Genomic DNA, 15,032 nt, shown 5'->3' on the forward strand with positions numbered 1-15,032 from the left:
TGCCATTTAATTTCGCACAATCAAAAAACCTATAAAATCATCTATTTAGTACAGCCGGAATTATCGGCCCTCGCAAACAAATGCACTCCAAACAAATCCGCGCCTCAATCCCTTTCCAAGGATAGTCTTGCACTAATTTATATTTTTTTATCAATAAGTCTGCGCCAATCCCTACCACCGGCTAACCGGCATGACTCCCAAATCGCGGAGCAAACCGTATATGGGTAAATCATTCTGTAAATACAGCATAAAATATAAATAATATGTATTGATTTAGTATAATTAGGTATAATATACCTAATCCACTTTCGGTCAGAACAGGCTATCGCCTGCAATCCCGTGATATGACCATCGAGAAGGATGCACAGAGCGAGGAGCGTTTTGCTGATGGAAGTATGGGGCAAACGCAGCTTTGACAGACTGCAAGAGCACAACGGGCGCCAGCATCCCTTCGAGCCGCTGGTTTCGCGCAGTGACCCCAAGCCGACCGATATTGCGTTCCCAGGATCGCAAGAGGCAGTTCAATCGCGTTCTGAGCGACCGTGACCTGAAACTTGATCGTGAGGGCAACCGGCGTTACGCCTACAGCCTGCCTAACCCCGTTGCTGCCGAGGCTTACGCTGCCCGGGTCAGTCGGAATCGGTGCCTTTAGCATCGAGGGCGGAGAGATCTTCTCTCAAACGAACCGCCATACCCATTTTCTCGTGCAGAATACTCATCACGCCGAGATCGCCGTTATCCAGCGTCCGGAAAAACAGATAATGACGCTCGTAACGGCTAAAGTAGGCCTCACGCTCTATATCGGATGGCACAGCAAGCCTTTGCGGAAGACGCCGCCAGAGAAGATGATTTCGCAAAGACCATGCAAGTGCGCGTGCAGCCCTCTGAGGTAGGACTCGGCTTGCGCTTCGCCCCATTGCTCCACGGTGTCACGCCAAATTTTATCCTGCGCTACGTCGGCAGGGGCATAAAAACGGTACGCGGGCATGATCAGCTGCGTTTGTTGCGGCGGATTACATCATCGGCGGTCACCGCCACAAACTCGCTATCATCCGCGCGCATGGCGGGAGCCAGTTCCTTCTGCAGAGCCTCCCACGCTTCGTCTCGCGTGTGAAGGTCTCGTCGAATCAGAGCACGGATGTATTCGCTTGCGTTCTCATACAGCCCCTCGTCGCCGATTTGCCGCTGTATATGGTCTTGCAAAGCCCCACTGACCTTTACGTGAATGCTACCGGATGGCATCAGACCACCCCTTCTGCTCCTTAACACTGTGTCCGACCTTGCATAGCCAGCCGAGCCATTCGACAAGATCTTGAGGTCTTTGCCGAGACCGTGGAAAGGATCAGATGGGTTGCCCATTTCTCGAAGCGGCGTGAAACGATCTTTCACGGTGGCAAGCGCTTACCCTGACACGCATCAAAGGACCGGTTAAGGCCGACAAGATCGCAGCGCACATCGGTACAACTTTACCCCGGCGAAGATATGGCAGGCTTTGACGCCATCCGAGAGCAATCAGGCCCATGGTAAGATCTTACCATGGCAAATTGCTTGAACAAGATCGAAGCCTCAGCGTAATTGAGCACATCCCCAAGACATAGGCCCTGTCGCTATTGAGCAACGTGATCGTCGATCCAGTCGATCAGGACGTCCGCGACCCTGATATTCTCCTGGCCCTGCATGAACATGTGCGTGCTGCCCTTAATCCCGACATCGGGCAACGAGAGGAAGGTAATATCACCACCGGCTACCTTGATCTGCTCCATTTCCTTTTCGCAGGCCGAGGCTGGGTTGCTGCCCATATAATCGCCGATCACCACGAGAATGGGCACCTCGGCCAGCGCCTTGACCTGCTCGTCAGTCAGGTTGGAGAAGCAGCCGGTTTCAAGCTGAATAAGCCCCTTGATACCACCTTTACCCTTCAGGACTGCCTGAGTCGGAAATCCCGCCGACTGCGAGTGGCCTACCAGGATTGCACCCCCAAGATCCGCAGCCAAATCAGCAACGTTGGCGACCGTCGGGTTCTTCGTTTCAGGCTCAATCAACTCGCCCAGCAGGCTCGGCACCTGTGTCTCGATCATGTCAGGGATCACCTGCTTGGAGAATTCATTGATAGCCTCCACAGGGAACTGGATGTCCGGCCAGGCCTTGCCAAGTTCAGGACCGAACCTGAACACCTTCCAGGCCATGCTCGACGTGCCAAGAAAAACCTTCGGCTGCGCCTCAGGTGGCAGACTTTTGTTTTTCACCTGGTTGAAAATCGTACCGTTGAAGCCCGAACGTGCACGGCCCGTCTGTTCGGCAAGATAGGTGGGAAATCCCTGCCGCGTGAAATACTCGAACCAGCCCATGCGACCATCCGGCGTCGTCTCCCACTGCTTTGAAGAGAGGAGCCCGCCGTGCATGAAAACGATCGGAGGGTGCGTCGGCTTCAACGGGGTCTGGAACTGGACGTACATCTGATCAACGACAACATCGCCTGCTTCGAAACTCTCTCCGAAGATGTCTTTAAGGTCGCCCCAGCCAGCGCTCTCGGTTCTGACAGTCCGCCCACCGACGAAGAAACTACCCTGGCTCTGAAACACAAGCGGCTCGGGAGAGGGCTTGATATCGGAGAGGGATTGAGCCGAGGCACCGGCTGTACCGAGCAGAATGGCAAGAACGGTCGCCTGCGTTTTGGCAAGAATATGCATCATAATCCTTCATGTGGAGCGATCATTTAATAACTGGCGAATTTAGCTGAGTGGTGCGAATTCACATGTCTCTCTTACCTTATTGGTGTACAACAGCTGTATCCTGAGGATAAACTAGGAGATTAGACACAAGGGATGTGAAGAAACGCACCATGGATCATTGGGATGAGTTGCGAATGTTCCTTGCTGTAGCAAAAGGCGGCACGGTGCGTGCGGCGGCTGAGCAGCTAAACCTCAACCACGCAACGGTGCTTCGGGGCGTTGCCCGTCTGGAGCAGCGGCTTAAGACCAAACTCTTCGAAAAGATGCCTTCCGGATACAGGCTGACGTCAGCGGGTGCCGACATTGTGGATCTTGCCGTGCAGATGTCGGAGGCATCCACAAAGATCGAGGGAAGGATTTTCGCTCGCGACCAGAGCGTATCTGGTCCGCTGCGCCTCACCCTCCCAGTCTCATTTGCGACCGATCTTTTGATGGAGACCCTGACGGAGTTCAGGTCCACTTATCCGGACATTGCGCTCGAAATCATCGGAACCGGCACGGTTGCCAACCTGAGCAACCGGGAAGCGGATGTGGCTCTGCGCGTCGTTCTTGGAAAAGGGTCGCCGCCGGAAAGCCTGTATGGAAGCAAGCTCTGCGGTTTCCACACGGCGTTTTACGAAAGCTCCAACAGACATGACGGCTTTTCGTCGTCTCTGGCTTGGTTGCTTGGACCTGGCGAAGTCGCTCCCAGTGACTGGGTACCAGACGAGATTGAAATGGCCGCAACTCCTGTCCTCTTCTCCGAGATGCGCTCGAGGCTTCAAGCTACCCGCGCGGGTATGGGCATTACATCACTGCCCTGTTTTGTCGGCGACGCGGATTTGTCGCTGTCCCGCGTAGCGGGCAGTCCGGTCGTCCAAACAGGGGATGTTTGGCTACTGACTCATAGTGACACAAGGCAAACTCTGCGCGTACGACTACTGTGCGAACGAATACGCGACACCATGCGAACCGTCTCCGCTAGAGTCGAAGGCCATACGGATGAGAGCGCAAAGCTGCGCCGTCACAATTAGCCGCGATTGACCGTTCTTGAGGTCACTGCTGCCGTTGTAGCGTTGCGCCAACAGCGGCGGCGGCCGGCCCCGAGATCGATCTTCTACTCACCCCTCCAGGCCAAAAGCCTTGGGCAATAGAGATCAAGAGAAGCCTGTCGCCGAAACGCGAAAAACGGTTTCTCCTTGCTTGCGAGGATCTTCAGCCGCTAAAGCGCATTGTCATCTCGTAGTATATGACATCACGGTCACCACCCAAGACACCACCCACTCTGTAAGAGATCACCACAATGTCCTTATTAGCCGGTGAAAGCCGCTTCGGCGCATTTCGCCATCCTGCCTACCGGCAATTTTTCTCCGCGCGCTTCCTATCCGCCTTTGCAGTGCAGATCGTCAGCGTATCGGTCGGCTGGCAGATGTACGAGGTCACGGGCAACGCGTTCTATCTGGGCCTGATCGGGCTTTTTCAGTTCCTGCCATCGCTGCTTCTCATTCTAGTGACCGGAACGGTCGCAGACCGTTATAATCGCCGCATGATCATGTCACTTTGCCTACTCGTTGCCTGTGCCTGCGCGGCAGCGCTGCTGGGACTGACCCTGGCGCATGCCTTTACGCCGTCGCTCGTCTTTCTCATTCTCATCCTGTTCGGCATAGAGCGGGCATTCATGGGTCCGGCTGTACAGTCGCTTGCGCCGAATCTGGTGCCGGAAAGCGACCTGCCCAATGCGATTGCTTGGAATTCATCGTCATGGCAACTGGCGTCCATTCTCGGGCCGGTTGCCGGTGGCCTGCTCTATGGCGCAAGCCCGGTTGTATCCTATTCGGTCGCACTCACGCTGTTTGCGCTCTCGGCTATCCTTGCATTCATGATCAGGAAGCCTGAGCAGCGGACACCACCACGCGCGGTGACGCTGGAAAGCATGCTGGCAGGCTTCCGGTTCATCTCTCATGAAAAGGTGGTGCTGGGCGCGATCTCTCTCGATCTTTTCGCCGTACTTCTGGGTGGCGCGGTCGCGCTAATGCCGATCTTCGCCAAGGAGGTGCTGACGCTTGGCCCGTGGGGGCTTGGCCTCTTGCGCGCGGCACCGGGCATTGGCGCGATCGTCGTCGCGATCTTTCTGGCCTTTCGTCCGATCCGCCACCACGCCGGCGTGATGATGTTTGCAGGCGTCGCCCTCTTCGGTGCCGCGACGATGGTCTTCGGGCTCTCAACTACGCCATCGGTGTCAATTGCTGCGCTGGTGGTGATGGGCGCAGCGGACATGGTGTCGGTCTATGTTCGTGAAACGCTGATCGCGCTGTGGACACCGGATGAGGTGCGTGGCCGTGTCAACGCCGTCAACATGGTCTTCGTCGGGGCTTCCAACGAACTTGGCGAATTCCGCGCGGGCAGCATGGCATCCGTTTTCGGCGCGGTGCACTCCGTCGTCATCGGAGGAATCGGCACCCTTATGATCGCAGCCATCTGGGCGGCGCGTTTTCCCAAGCTTCGGAAGGTCGATAGTCTCGAGCCGCCCAAAAAAACTCAATTGGGATGACCGGCGTGTTAACTTAATTTGGAGACCTATAAGTTCGATTAATAGACCCATTAGACAGGGTTGATTGAAGGAGTTATTGGGCTTATGATCCCATCAAAGGGATCAATAGATGCGTTTCACCATTCAAATTCATTTTGATGGGACGTGGCATGAAGCCGCCACGCTGGAACTCCGCGACGACACCGCTGGATATCACAGCGCGTCTATCGTTGACTACGATCTCGACTACTTTATCACACACGCATCGGCGGACTACGCGGCCGGAAACGCAGCGCGCGATTATCGCGCCCTTTCTGTGAAACATCCAGTCGATCTTCAAAATCGATACAGTGCGACATGGCCACCATTCCTTCTTGATCTGATGCCCCAAGGGCATGCGCGAAGGAAGCTGGCAGAACACCTCGGACTGAACGAGGGTGCTCGCGGTTCTGACCTTCCGCTACTCCTCCGGTCAGCCACAGGCGGGATTGGCAATGTCCGGCTCAAAGAAGCGGTCGACATGGAATTGGCTCGGCTAAAAGCAGTGCAGCGCCAAGGCGTCACCGAAGCCGAAATACTTGATCGCTCAGAGCGGTTCATGGAGGTTGCAGACCGCTTCGCCATGCTCGCGTCGGGCTCAAGCGGCCTGCAAGGCGAATGGCCGAAAGTCTCGATGACTCAGGCGGCTGACGGTCTGTATTACCCCGACAGCTTCGTGACCGACGAGGAAGCCGTGCGCCACGTTATTGTCAAGCTTGTGCGTAGCAACGATCCAGCCGATCGGATCATTCTCGAAGGCGAAGCCCTATATTCGCAGATCGCTCAAAACATCGGGCTGAATGTCGCCGAACCATCCATCTATGCCGAGGGTGTACTAATTATCCCCCGATTTGACAGAGCGCGTAGCAGGACTGGAAATGTAGTGAGACGGGGCCAGGAAAGCCTTGTGTCCACGATCGGCGTGGCCGAGTTCGGATATATCGGGACGCACGAGGCCTATATCGACAGCCTCAGACAATATTGCACAGATCCTGTTGCGGACACGATTGAATACCTCAAGCGTGACATAGCCAACCTGGCACTCGGCAATCCGGATAACCACGGCCGGAATTCCGCTCTGACCAAATGTGAAGACGGCACGGTTAGGCTATCTCCACTTTTTGATTTCGCGCCAATGAAACTGGCAAGAGAAGGTATTATCCGCTCAACTCGATGGGCATTGATGCGAGATGCTGGCCGAGATCATCTTCCTGACTGGAAAGAAATCTGCGCTCTTCTTTTTCCAAACAACGACGATCGACAGTCCGTCGCCGGCGCGCTTTACGACTTCGCAGAACGTCTCCAACGAGTACCCCGTATTGCGAAGGACATGGGCGCGCCGCCTGATATTGTTGAACGTGCTATGAGCCGCTACGCGGAAATCGCGCAGAGCGTTCAGGATTCCCTATCAAAAGACTGAGCAAGGACGCGTCATGCCGCGGTGGAAAAAGCCAACCAAAGAAGAAGTACTTCAAAACCGCCGTGATCTTGCTGAACGGGCACGTTCAGGCACGTTACGCCTGCCTGCTGCCGTTGCGGAAATTCGTAAGGGCCTCGGGCTGACCCAAGGAGAGTTTGCGACGATGTTGTCGATGACCAGACGCCAGGTCGCCGAGATTGAAAGTGGTGCAGCAAATCCGACGCTTGAAACCCTTGAGAAAGTCGGGCGGCTGTTTGGCTTCAGCGTCGGTTTCGTACCCCGGGTTTAAACCGTCTTCTCCAGTAATCTAAGTCCAAAGCTTGACAAGGCAGGCTTTGACAGCAGACCCACAATCTCTCAACGATCCCTGCGCGTTCGCACGACCGCTGGGGATTGCGGTCACGCTCACAGCGCCACGTCTCGAATATGAAGATCTGCGAGCTGAAGCGGTCAACGAGGCTCTTTTGCGACTAAGGTCCTGACCTAAGCGTTACTTGCGCACCATACACATCTTGCAGATCGTTTTGGCCAGGCTGACGATCACTCGACTGGTGTAGTAGCCTTGAGGTGTATCCGGTTTCGCGAGTCCCCTCGATGAGTGTGACGTCGGAATTATCGGGATTGACGGAGCGTTCAAACCAGTCAACCGGGTGCTGAAGGAAACTCATCTCGAAGGCACGATTGGTGACACCGTGGCCGACAATCACCACATTGTCGTGGCCGTGGCGCGCCTCGTGCATAATGGTCTGCAGAAAAAGCCGCATCCGCTGCGCCACATCTGCACGGCTTTCGCCATCGGGCGGTCGGGCATAGAACTTGCCGCTGTTGCTGCGTAGCCTCGCCCATTTCTCAAACTCGTCGGGAAACTTCTGCTTGCGCTCAGCATGGTCATAGATTTCCGTGAAGAGGCCGAAATCTTGTTCCCGCAGGAGATAGTCCTCCCGGACCTTGTCGATGCGCTCGCCAGGCAAGGCCGCAAGTAAAGCGTCCTTGCTTTGACGCGTGCGCAAGAACGGTGAATACCATATGCGCAGCGGTTTTGACCCCGGTTCGGTCAGTCCTGCAAGATAGGCTGCGATCACAGATCCAGCTTCACTGGCTTGGCGATATCCCCACTGCGTCAACGGGACATTGTGGTCGCCAAACTGACTGTAAGCCCGCTCGTCCAGATTACCCAGAGATTCGCCGTGACGAACAAGAAAGATGCGCATAAGCTATCCCGCTGCAAGGGTTTGGATGCCACCTCTCCCATGAACCTGTGTCGACAGATCGACGTATTGGTGGCCTTCACGACCCTCCATTATCATATGACCTATAAACAGCGAGACTGCAAAACGGCATAAGGTCAGGCAAATTGCTATGACCGCCCACCGGATCTAAACTTGGTGGCCCATCACGGAATTCCTGGCGCCGCCTTCAATAGACTGTCAATTCTCACCAGGGTTTCCGACTTCACCAATAGATGATCTCCAAACGTATATTTGGAGTTAGTATTGAGACATTTGCGTATCTTTTAAAGCGAGCACTCTCTTAGATTATGCTTTGGTCGTCCGGTAGACCGCACTGCGGCAGGCAACAAGCACACAAGTCCTCAAAGGCTCCCTGACAGCGCGACGACCGCGGCGGGAGCAGAGTGCTCATTTGGTGTTAAAGCACCTGCACCTTTACTCAGCCCCACCGCCAACAACGCGTTTGCCTTGATCGGTAAGAACAAGGCGAGGAACCCCGTTCGAGGTGACCTCTCTTACGTAAGCTTCTCGCTCAAGATTGGTAACCGTTGAGGCCGATATACGGTTGTCGCCAACCAGCCAAACACGACCGGAACGCCGCTGGTAGCGATACTGATTTATCGCCGACAAGGTGCGGATTGCGGTCTTAGAAAGCTGCTTTTCACCAGACGTCGTCATGACGGCTCCTATGAATGTTCTTGCTACGTTCATGTTATGGCAGACCCATAAGCTTTCAAGTGCATGCCCGGTCATTCAGATTTAATTAAATATGTTCGCAAATACTGTTTAACAGGGATGATCGAAACGGGCGTGGACAAGTTGAGTAACCGATAGCTATTGGAGCCACACATGTCCCCGCGTACCGTGCTCGTCGTAGAAGACGATCTTCTGATCAGGTTGATATTGGTTGAGGCACTCCAGGACGACGGGTACGCTGTCGTCGAGGCCGCGAACGTTCTTGAAGCTGTCGCGGCAGTCGGACGCAATCCGTCTTTTGACGCATTAGTCACTGACGTCGACATGGGAGGTCACCTCACCGGCATCGATCTCGCCGGTATGGTGTCAGGCGTGTCTGCACGAACGCAGGTCATTGTCGTGTCGGGTCGCGATGTAACCGCCGACGTCGCGCCAGAGTGGGTCTTCATGCCAAAGCCATACAGCTTGGATCAGCTGCTAGGCTTATTGGATAAAGCTCAACGTGTGGCAAACGAGACGCTTGAGATGGCGCAAGCAGTGTGAACGTGGAATAACGACGCTCTATGACAGCAGTTCTCGGCATTGATGCAGCATGGACGTTTACTGAGCCAAGTGGCGTAGCTCTGGTAAAACATGACGGCGTTGATTGGCGACTTGTTCGGGTCGCAGCGTCTTACCAGGCGTTTCTTGCTGATGAGGATTTGGAAGTGGGTAGACATCGCGGTTCGAAGCCCGACCCGAATGCTCTCCTTTCGAAGACGGCCGACCTCACCGCGTCGCCAGTCAGTGTCGTTGCAATCGACATGCCTTTGTCGACTGACCCCATTACTGGACGACGCGTTTCCGATAACGCGATTTCTTCATTCTATGGATCGAGGCATGCCGGTACGCATACGCCAAGCCAAAGCCGGCCCGGAAAGCTCAGTGACGACCTGACCTTGGGTTTTGCACGAGCAGGCTATCCCCTCCTGACATCCGGAGCGTCTTTTCCTGCTCTCATCGAAGTCTATCCGCATCCGGCTCTGATCGAACTGGCAAAGGCAAACCGAAGGCTTCCTTACAAGCATGCGAAATTTCGTAAATACTGGCCAGAGGACAGCCTTATAGATCGTCGGCACAAGCTCTTAAGTGTCTGGACCGACATCGTCAGATTGCTGGACCATCACATCGAGGGCGTGGCATCCGCTCTGCCTTTACCAAACCCGTCCTCGCGAGGCTATGAATTGAAAGCCTTCGAGGATTGCTTGGATGCAGTCGTATGCGCCTGGGTCGGCACATGTGTTCTGGGCGGGACCGCTACAGCGTATGGCGACGATACTTCGGCCATTTGGGTGCCAATAGCTGCAAAATAGACGTACCGATCTCTCTTGGCGCCAACGGTGCCAAATCCCATATCATCACGACAAAGACGCCCGACCATTAATCTACAGACCAAATTCAAAAAGAGGACGCTCAAATGGCTTACAAGCCGAGGCCGGGAGAGGTTTGCCTGTTCGAAAATGAAAAAGCCGGACACGACACCGCTCCTGACCACCGCGGGTATTTCATCGCAGACCGCGACATAAAGGCAGGAGAAAAGGTCGAGTTCGCGCTGTGGGCTGGACGAGCAGATAGCCCGCGTTCATTTGCCGGCCGCCTGTCCGCGCAGAAGAGTTCGCCTGAGCCTTCACCAGTTGATCTGTTTGGGAACCCGATTGAAGCCTCTGGGTGAGTTTCGCGATCCAATCATGCCGTCGCCTGGAGCGCGTGCTGTAACGAACTGACAATTCGTCCAGGATCAATCGGTGATAGTAGACAGAGACGTTTCTACATCGAACGTAGCGGCGTCAAACAGCCTCGCCGGGCAATCTGCCAACGAATACAGGAACAATGATCTGAATCAGGAACAAAGCCTCTGAGGGACCGGGTGACTTTCCATCGGCGGCAAAGCCGGTGCCACACGTCGCGAACGTGCCAACTATCGGCAAGACCCAAAGACCAAGCCGGCCGGAATTCACCTTTACTTTCATTCGATGGAAGCCCCGCTCATTTCTGGCGATAAAACGGCGAGATATTTGAATGTTTGACCGAGAGGATCGGAGGCTGTGAACCAGAACCGTTAGTTTCAACCCGGTGATCCAACTCCGCTACAAAGTCATCTCCGACGCTCGCGTCAGCGTCACAGAAAACCTTAAGCCGGACGCAACGGCCAAATGGCCCGGCAATCTGGGTCCTCCAGCTAATCCCCACCCGTCACGTCTTCTTCATCAGCAAGACGTCCCCCGTCCGCGAAAAGAGCGAAAAAATTCATTATGCTTGTCTTGAAAAAGCGATCGGTTCAAAAGCGACCAGTCTCTGCGCCTTCATCCCAAGATACCGAACAGGCGCTTCGACGTGAGCGGGATCCTAAAGCTAGGCGGCACATCGACTACGAGCGAGCGCCGAAACTAACGATCTCCTCAGAATGCAAATGAGGACCGAAATGACATCACATCGACTTTCCAAACCCCTGATCCGCTCGCTAGCCCTTGCCGCATCCCTGATCCTGCTCTCGGCCTGCGATGACAGCACGTCGATCCAATCAGGCCAGACCAACGAAGAGCAAACGGCAAGCGAGCAAGCAGAGATCCAAAAGTACAATGCTTATGTGGAGGTCGCCAATTCGGTTCAACGCTCTTACGCTGAGGATCTGGCAACTTACCAAACCGCCGTAAAGCCCGTGCTTGACGGCAAGAAGAAGGAGGACAACCTTCTCTTCCCGTCTTCATCGCCAATGAGCCGGATTAAGGAAAACCTGGACAAGGCACGCGCGATGAAGCCCGATATGCCCGAACTCGACGGGCCAGCAAAAGCCTATTCAGATGCATTGGCAAACGCAGTCCCGCTTGACCGCAACATGGCCAACTACATCGAGGCCAAAACCTATCTGAGCGACAAGGGCGCGCATGGCCGCGATACACAGCCCGGTTATATCGCCGCTATGGAAGAACTGGCCACCGCCCAGGCAAGCTACAACAATGCCATAGAGGCGAAGGACCGCGCCCGCATCAAATCCGCCTTCGACAACACGGAAAAAGACACGCTCGCCTATTTCCGGATTGGAATGGTCTATCACATCAAGGACAGCATGGATCTCGCCTCCGGCTTCTTGAGCGGAACAGGGCTTGGCGACAAAAAAGAAGCCTTGAAGGCGTCGCTTGACCAGCTCAATACTATGGCAACCGGTTATGACAATAAAATCAGACAGCAAAGCAACGAGGGTTGCTCGGCCATCATGTCGAAAGCCAACGCCTATCTCTCGTCCGGAAGGCAGATCATCAGCAGGACAGAGGACGGCTCCTACGAAAAGGATAAGCAGCAACGCTCCCAGTTCCAGATGATGCAATCGCGGGAGCAGCAGGATGCCAACTCGCTGCTGCAAGACTACAACAATATGATCAGCCGACTGAACATGAACCAGTGCTAAGCCCGAGGCAATCGATAGTGTCGCGGATGACTTGCTGATCTGATGGCTGATTTCCCTAAGTCTGCATTCCATGTTGTTGCGGCGTCGGATGCAGACAAGGTCATGATCTTGTAAATTGAGATGAGAGCCTGATCCCAGAATACTTCGACCGCCTCGATATCCGAGCGGGCTCGCCAGGGATCATTCCCAGTTGCTCCAGATCTACCGATAAGCGGGGCCTGCGGTCATGCGCTGCGGTGGTCTGTGATATTGGCTCAGCCCGCGCAGCCGCGTGTGCCTTGCAGAAGTCCCTCCTCTACAACAGTTCTTTTCACCGCCATGCTTCGCGTTGGAGGGGCTACCCGGGAATCTCAAACGAAAGATAGTGCTGAATCGTCGGCGCAAAGAGCGAGGTGATCGTGTCCGGCGACATCGTAGCAAGTGGCTTAAGCTCCAATATATATCGCCCAAGCGCCAGACCAAGCATCTGTGATGCAACGAGTGCTGCTCTCGCACTCGGCTGATCGACGCCGGACCGATCAATTGCAGCGCATAACTGCTTTTCGAAAATCTGGCTTAACTCTTCCCGTGCGCCCGTGTGGCTGATCGCTGCACGCAGGAGCGCTTGCAACTGCCCGTCGCTGAGCGCACCTTCCCACCGATCGAGAAAATGCTTGACCAGCAACTCCCCCATCCCCTCGAACGCGACACCACCTAAGCCGGGCAATTGCAGGTCGATCCTGGCAGCCGCTGCAAACAGGCCCTCTTTGTTGCCATAGTAGCGAATGACCATTGCAGGTGCCACGCCAGCGCCGGACGCAACGGTGCGTATCGTCGTTTTCTCGAAACCGAACTGAGAAAAGCATTCGCGTGCTGTTGCCAGAATGCGATCTCTCGTGGGTTGGGACCTGAGGGTTTTGGGTTTGTTGCTCGACTGATTCATGAGCCTACCCTGCCATCAGCGATCACTTTATGCAAACACATGTTTACATCCTAGACTTTCCATGCAAACATCTGTTTACATTTTCGAGCGAGGTGTAGCCGTATGTCAGCCGATATGTCTCCAATCCTGATCATCGGCGCTGGGCCAACCGGCCTGTCTCTGGCGATTGCCCTAAGGCAGCGAGGCGCTCGTGTAATCGTCATCGACCGGCAACCTCATGGCGCAAATACATCGCGCGCCGCCGTTATCCACGCGCGGACCCTGCAGGTCCTCGAACAACTTGGCGTCACGGCAAAATTGCTTGAGGAGGGCATCATCGTGCCGAAGTTTCGCGTTCGCGATCGTGACCGGCTGCTACTCGACATAGACTTTGGTGAACTGCCAGGACGCTATCCATTCACGCTTATGCTGCCACAGGAGCAAACCGAAGCCATTCTGCGCGCTCGTCTGCAAGAGGTCGGCGTTGAGGTACAGTGGGCGACCGAACTCGACATTGTCGCCCAACAAGGGGATCGGCTTGTCGCGCATTTGAAGAGTGCGGCCGGAAACATCGACATGCATGCTTCATGGGTGGTCGGATGCGATGGACTTCATAGCAAAGTCAGAGAGGAAGCCGAGATACCATTCGTCGGTGGCACGTATCGGCAAGAGTTTGTTCTTGCTGATGTCGACATGGACTGGCCGCTCGCCCGCTCCGAGGTCGATCTTTTCTTTGCCCCGCGAGGACTGATGGTGGTGGCGCCTCTGCCGCATGGCCGTTATCGAATTGTTGCGACCGCCAGCAAACCACCAGAACAACCCGACATGTCGTTCATTCAGAGACTGCTTGATGAACGCGGTACATCCAGTGAGCCTGGCCGCATCAACAATGTCATCTGGAGCTCACGTTTCCATGTTCATCACAGGTTGGCAGCCAACGTCATTTCCGGCAACATCATCCTGTGCGGCGACGCCGCGCATGTTCATAGTCCTGCTGGCGGCCAAGGCATGAATACCGGCATTCAGGATGCCGTTTCGCTTGCCGACCCACTCCTCCATGCGATGAACGGAGATCGCACCCCGCTTTTGGCCTGGGCTGATGCTCGACAGAAGGTTGCACGTTCTGTTGTCCGGCTTACCGATCGCATGACAAGACTTGCTACGCTTCGATCGCCCGCCGCCTGTACGGTCCGAAACGGGATCGTGAACACGATCCGCCGCATACCATCGGCACGAAATGCAATCGCCCGGCGGATCGCGGGCCTCGACTACTAGAACGCATAAGCCAGCATCCTGATCGAAATCTGGTGTTATGTCTTTCCCCGCGAGACGTCCTCGTCCAGCTTCTGGATATGCTCGTCGCAGACGACCTTCACCAATTCCAGCAGATGCGCAGTGCGCTCACCAAGCCAAACCAGCGCCTCTTCGCTAATCTCGAAATGTTTTGAATATCGAGCTTTAACATAGGCTTCGTTGATCGTGTTAAACCAGGCTCTCTGCCGGTGGTGATCGCGTGGAAACGCTTCCACCAGGCGCCGATCCTGCTCCTCGGCAAGAGAGCGCAGGAATTTGATGTTGTGCGAGGCAGGCCCGTAGTTGGTGAGCGTCAGCAAAACACTGGAATAGGCTTGCTCCAACGTTTGATGGATAAGGAATGCGGCCTCTTTCAAACGTCCTTTGCTGCTGACATATCTTGCCGTGTCCAAGAAGCCATCAGCGTTGCTTATGCGTTCCAAAAAATGCTCGCGCGCCACACTCAACCGTTCCTCTGCTGTCAACAGCTTCGGCTCAGCCAACGGCTCGTCATCAAGCTCGTAGAGAACGATGCCTTCCTTGCGGATATCCGAGAAGAAGTAGTGGCCTTTCTTGAGCTCCGTGTTCACCTCGCGCAGGGAGTGGACGATGAACTGCGTCGGCGTTTCGATAAAGCTGTCGCGAATAATCCGGTCGGCGGCCTTGTACCAATAGGTGGCGTGATCCGTGAGCTTGCGATTGTTGACGATCACCAGCAAATCGAAATCCGAGCGATAGCCCTTCATCGTATGCGGCTCGTCGACAAAG

Annotated in this window: 16 protein-coding genes; 9 read left to right on the forward strand and 7 right to left on the reverse strand. The window is 55.0% G+C overall.

The window, feature by feature from the left end:
• Positions 1-629 precede the first annotated feature (629 nt).
• The 3 genes from ASF69_RS23500 to ASF69_RS04125 all read right to left on the reverse strand — a co-directional run bounded on the left by ASF69_RS23500 (position 630) and on the right by ASF69_RS04125 (position 2,693).
• Positions 630-812: a hypothetical protein gene (locus ASF69_RS23500; protein WP_244475388.1), complete on the reverse strand. Its 183-nt coding sequence runs from the start codon at positions 810-812 to the stop codon at positions 630-632.
• 178 nt (positions 813-990) lie between these two features.
• Entirely contained in the window at positions 991-1,242 is a 252-nt protein-coding gene (locus tag ASF69_RS04120; protein WP_062586235.1) for a hypothetical protein, read from the reverse strand.
• 365 nt (positions 1,243-1,607) lie between these two features.
• Entirely contained in the window at positions 1,608-2,693 is a 1,086-nt protein-coding gene (locus ASF69_RS04125) for a hypothetical protein (RefSeq protein WP_062585690.1), read from the reverse strand.
• 149 nt (positions 2,694-2,842) lie between these two features.
• Here ASF69_RS04125 and ASF69_RS04130 point away from each other — a divergent pair, with 149 nt between their 5' ends.
• The 4 genes from ASF69_RS04130 (at position 2,843) to ASF69_RS04145 (ending at position 6,989) form a co-directional block, all read left to right on the forward strand.
• Positions 2,843-3,745: a LysR family transcriptional regulator gene (locus ASF69_RS04130; protein ID WP_082469624.1), complete on the forward strand. Its 903-nt coding sequence runs from the start codon at positions 2,843-2,845 to the stop codon at positions 3,743-3,745.
• 269 nt (positions 3,746-4,014) lie between these two features.
• The gene (locus ASF69_RS04135; RefSeq protein WP_062585693.1) at positions 4,015-5,262 is read left to right on the forward strand and encodes an MFS transporter; all 1,248 of its coding nucleotides are present in this window, start codon (positions 4,015-4,017) and stop codon (positions 5,260-5,262) included.
• 109 nt (positions 5,263-5,371) lie between these two features.
• Positions 5,372-6,700: a HipA domain-containing protein gene (locus ASF69_RS04140; protein WP_062585695.1), complete on the forward strand. Its 1,329-nt coding sequence runs from the start codon at positions 5,372-5,374 to the stop codon at positions 6,698-6,700.
• 13 nt (positions 6,701-6,713) lie between these two features.
• A complete protein-coding gene (locus tag ASF69_RS04145; protein ID WP_062585698.1) occupies positions 6,714-6,989 on the forward strand; it encodes a helix-turn-helix transcriptional regulator in 276 nt (91 codons plus the stop codon).
• A 181-nt stretch (positions 6,990-7,170) separates the two neighbouring features.
• On the opposite strand, the gene ASF69_RS04150 is transcribed toward ASF69_RS04145, so the two are convergent.
• Together ASF69_RS04150 and ASF69_RS04155 are read right to left on the reverse strand one after the other, a co-directional pair.
• Positions 7,171-7,911 carry a phosphoglycerate mutase family protein gene (locus ASF69_RS04150; RefSeq protein ID WP_062585700.1) on the reverse strand — a complete coding sequence of 247 codons (741 nt, stop codon included), beginning with the start codon at positions 7,909-7,911 and terminating at the stop codon, positions 7,171-7,173.
• Positions 7,912-8,364: 453 nt separating this feature from the next.
• Positions 8,365-8,607, reverse strand: a complete 243-nt coding sequence (locus ASF69_RS04155; RefSeq protein WP_113224977.1) for a hypothetical protein — start codon at positions 8,605-8,607, stop codon at positions 8,365-8,367.
• A 171-nt stretch (positions 8,608-8,778) separates the two neighbouring features.
• Here ASF69_RS04155 and ASF69_RS04160 point away from each other — a divergent pair, with 171 nt between their 5' ends.
• The 4 genes from ASF69_RS04160 to ASF69_RS04180 all read left to right on the forward strand — a co-directional run bounded on the left by ASF69_RS04160 (position 8,779) and on the right by ASF69_RS04180 (position 12,070).
• A complete protein-coding gene (locus ASF69_RS04160; protein ID WP_082469625.1) occupies positions 8,779-9,168 on the forward strand; it encodes a response regulator in 390 nt (129 codons plus the stop codon).
• Positions 9,169-9,188: 20 nt separating this feature from the next.
• On the forward strand, positions 9,189-9,977 hold the full coding sequence (locus ASF69_RS04165; protein ID WP_200939032.1) for a DUF429 domain-containing protein: 789 nt from the start codon (positions 9,189-9,191) through the stop codon (positions 9,975-9,977).
• A gap of 104 nt (positions 9,978-10,081) precedes the next feature.
• Positions 10,082-10,336, forward strand: a complete 255-nt coding sequence (locus tag ASF69_RS04170; RefSeq protein ID WP_062585704.1) for a hypothetical protein — start codon at positions 10,082-10,084, stop codon at positions 10,334-10,336.
• Positions 10,337-11,086: 750 nt separating this feature from the next.
• The gene (locus ASF69_RS04180; RefSeq protein ID WP_062586239.1) at positions 11,087-12,070 is read left to right on the forward strand and encodes a YiiG family protein; all 984 of its coding nucleotides are present in this window, start codon (positions 11,087-11,089) and stop codon (positions 12,068-12,070) included.
• A 337-nt stretch (positions 12,071-12,407) separates the two neighbouring features.
• Here ASF69_RS04180 and ASF69_RS04185 read toward each other — a convergent pair whose 3' ends face one another.
• Positions 12,408-12,992 (reverse strand): TetR family transcriptional regulator, encoded by a 585-nt coding sequence (locus tag ASF69_RS04185; RefSeq protein WP_062585708.1) that lies wholly within the window; start codon positions 12,990-12,992, stop codon positions 12,408-12,410.
• 102 nt (positions 12,993-13,094) lie between these two features.
• Here ASF69_RS04185 and ASF69_RS04190 point away from each other — a divergent pair, with 102 nt between their 5' ends.
• Positions 13,095-14,246 (forward strand): NAD(P)/FAD-dependent oxidoreductase, encoded by a 1,152-nt coding sequence (locus ASF69_RS04190; protein WP_062585711.1) that lies wholly within the window; start codon positions 13,095-13,097, stop codon positions 14,244-14,246.
• A 35-nt stretch (positions 14,247-14,281) separates the two neighbouring features.
• Here the strand turns inward: ASF69_RS04190 and ASF69_RS04195 are convergent.
• Positions 14,282-15,032, reverse strand: a 751-nt coding sequence (locus ASF69_RS04195) for a HEPN domain-containing protein (protein ID WP_244475389.1), incomplete at its 5' end; no start/stop codon positions are given.

Source organism: Rhizobium sp. Leaf311 (genome assembly GCF_001423445.1).
Classification (GTDB): domain Bacteria; phylum Pseudomonadota; class Alphaproteobacteria; order Rhizobiales; family Rhizobiaceae; genus Agrobacterium.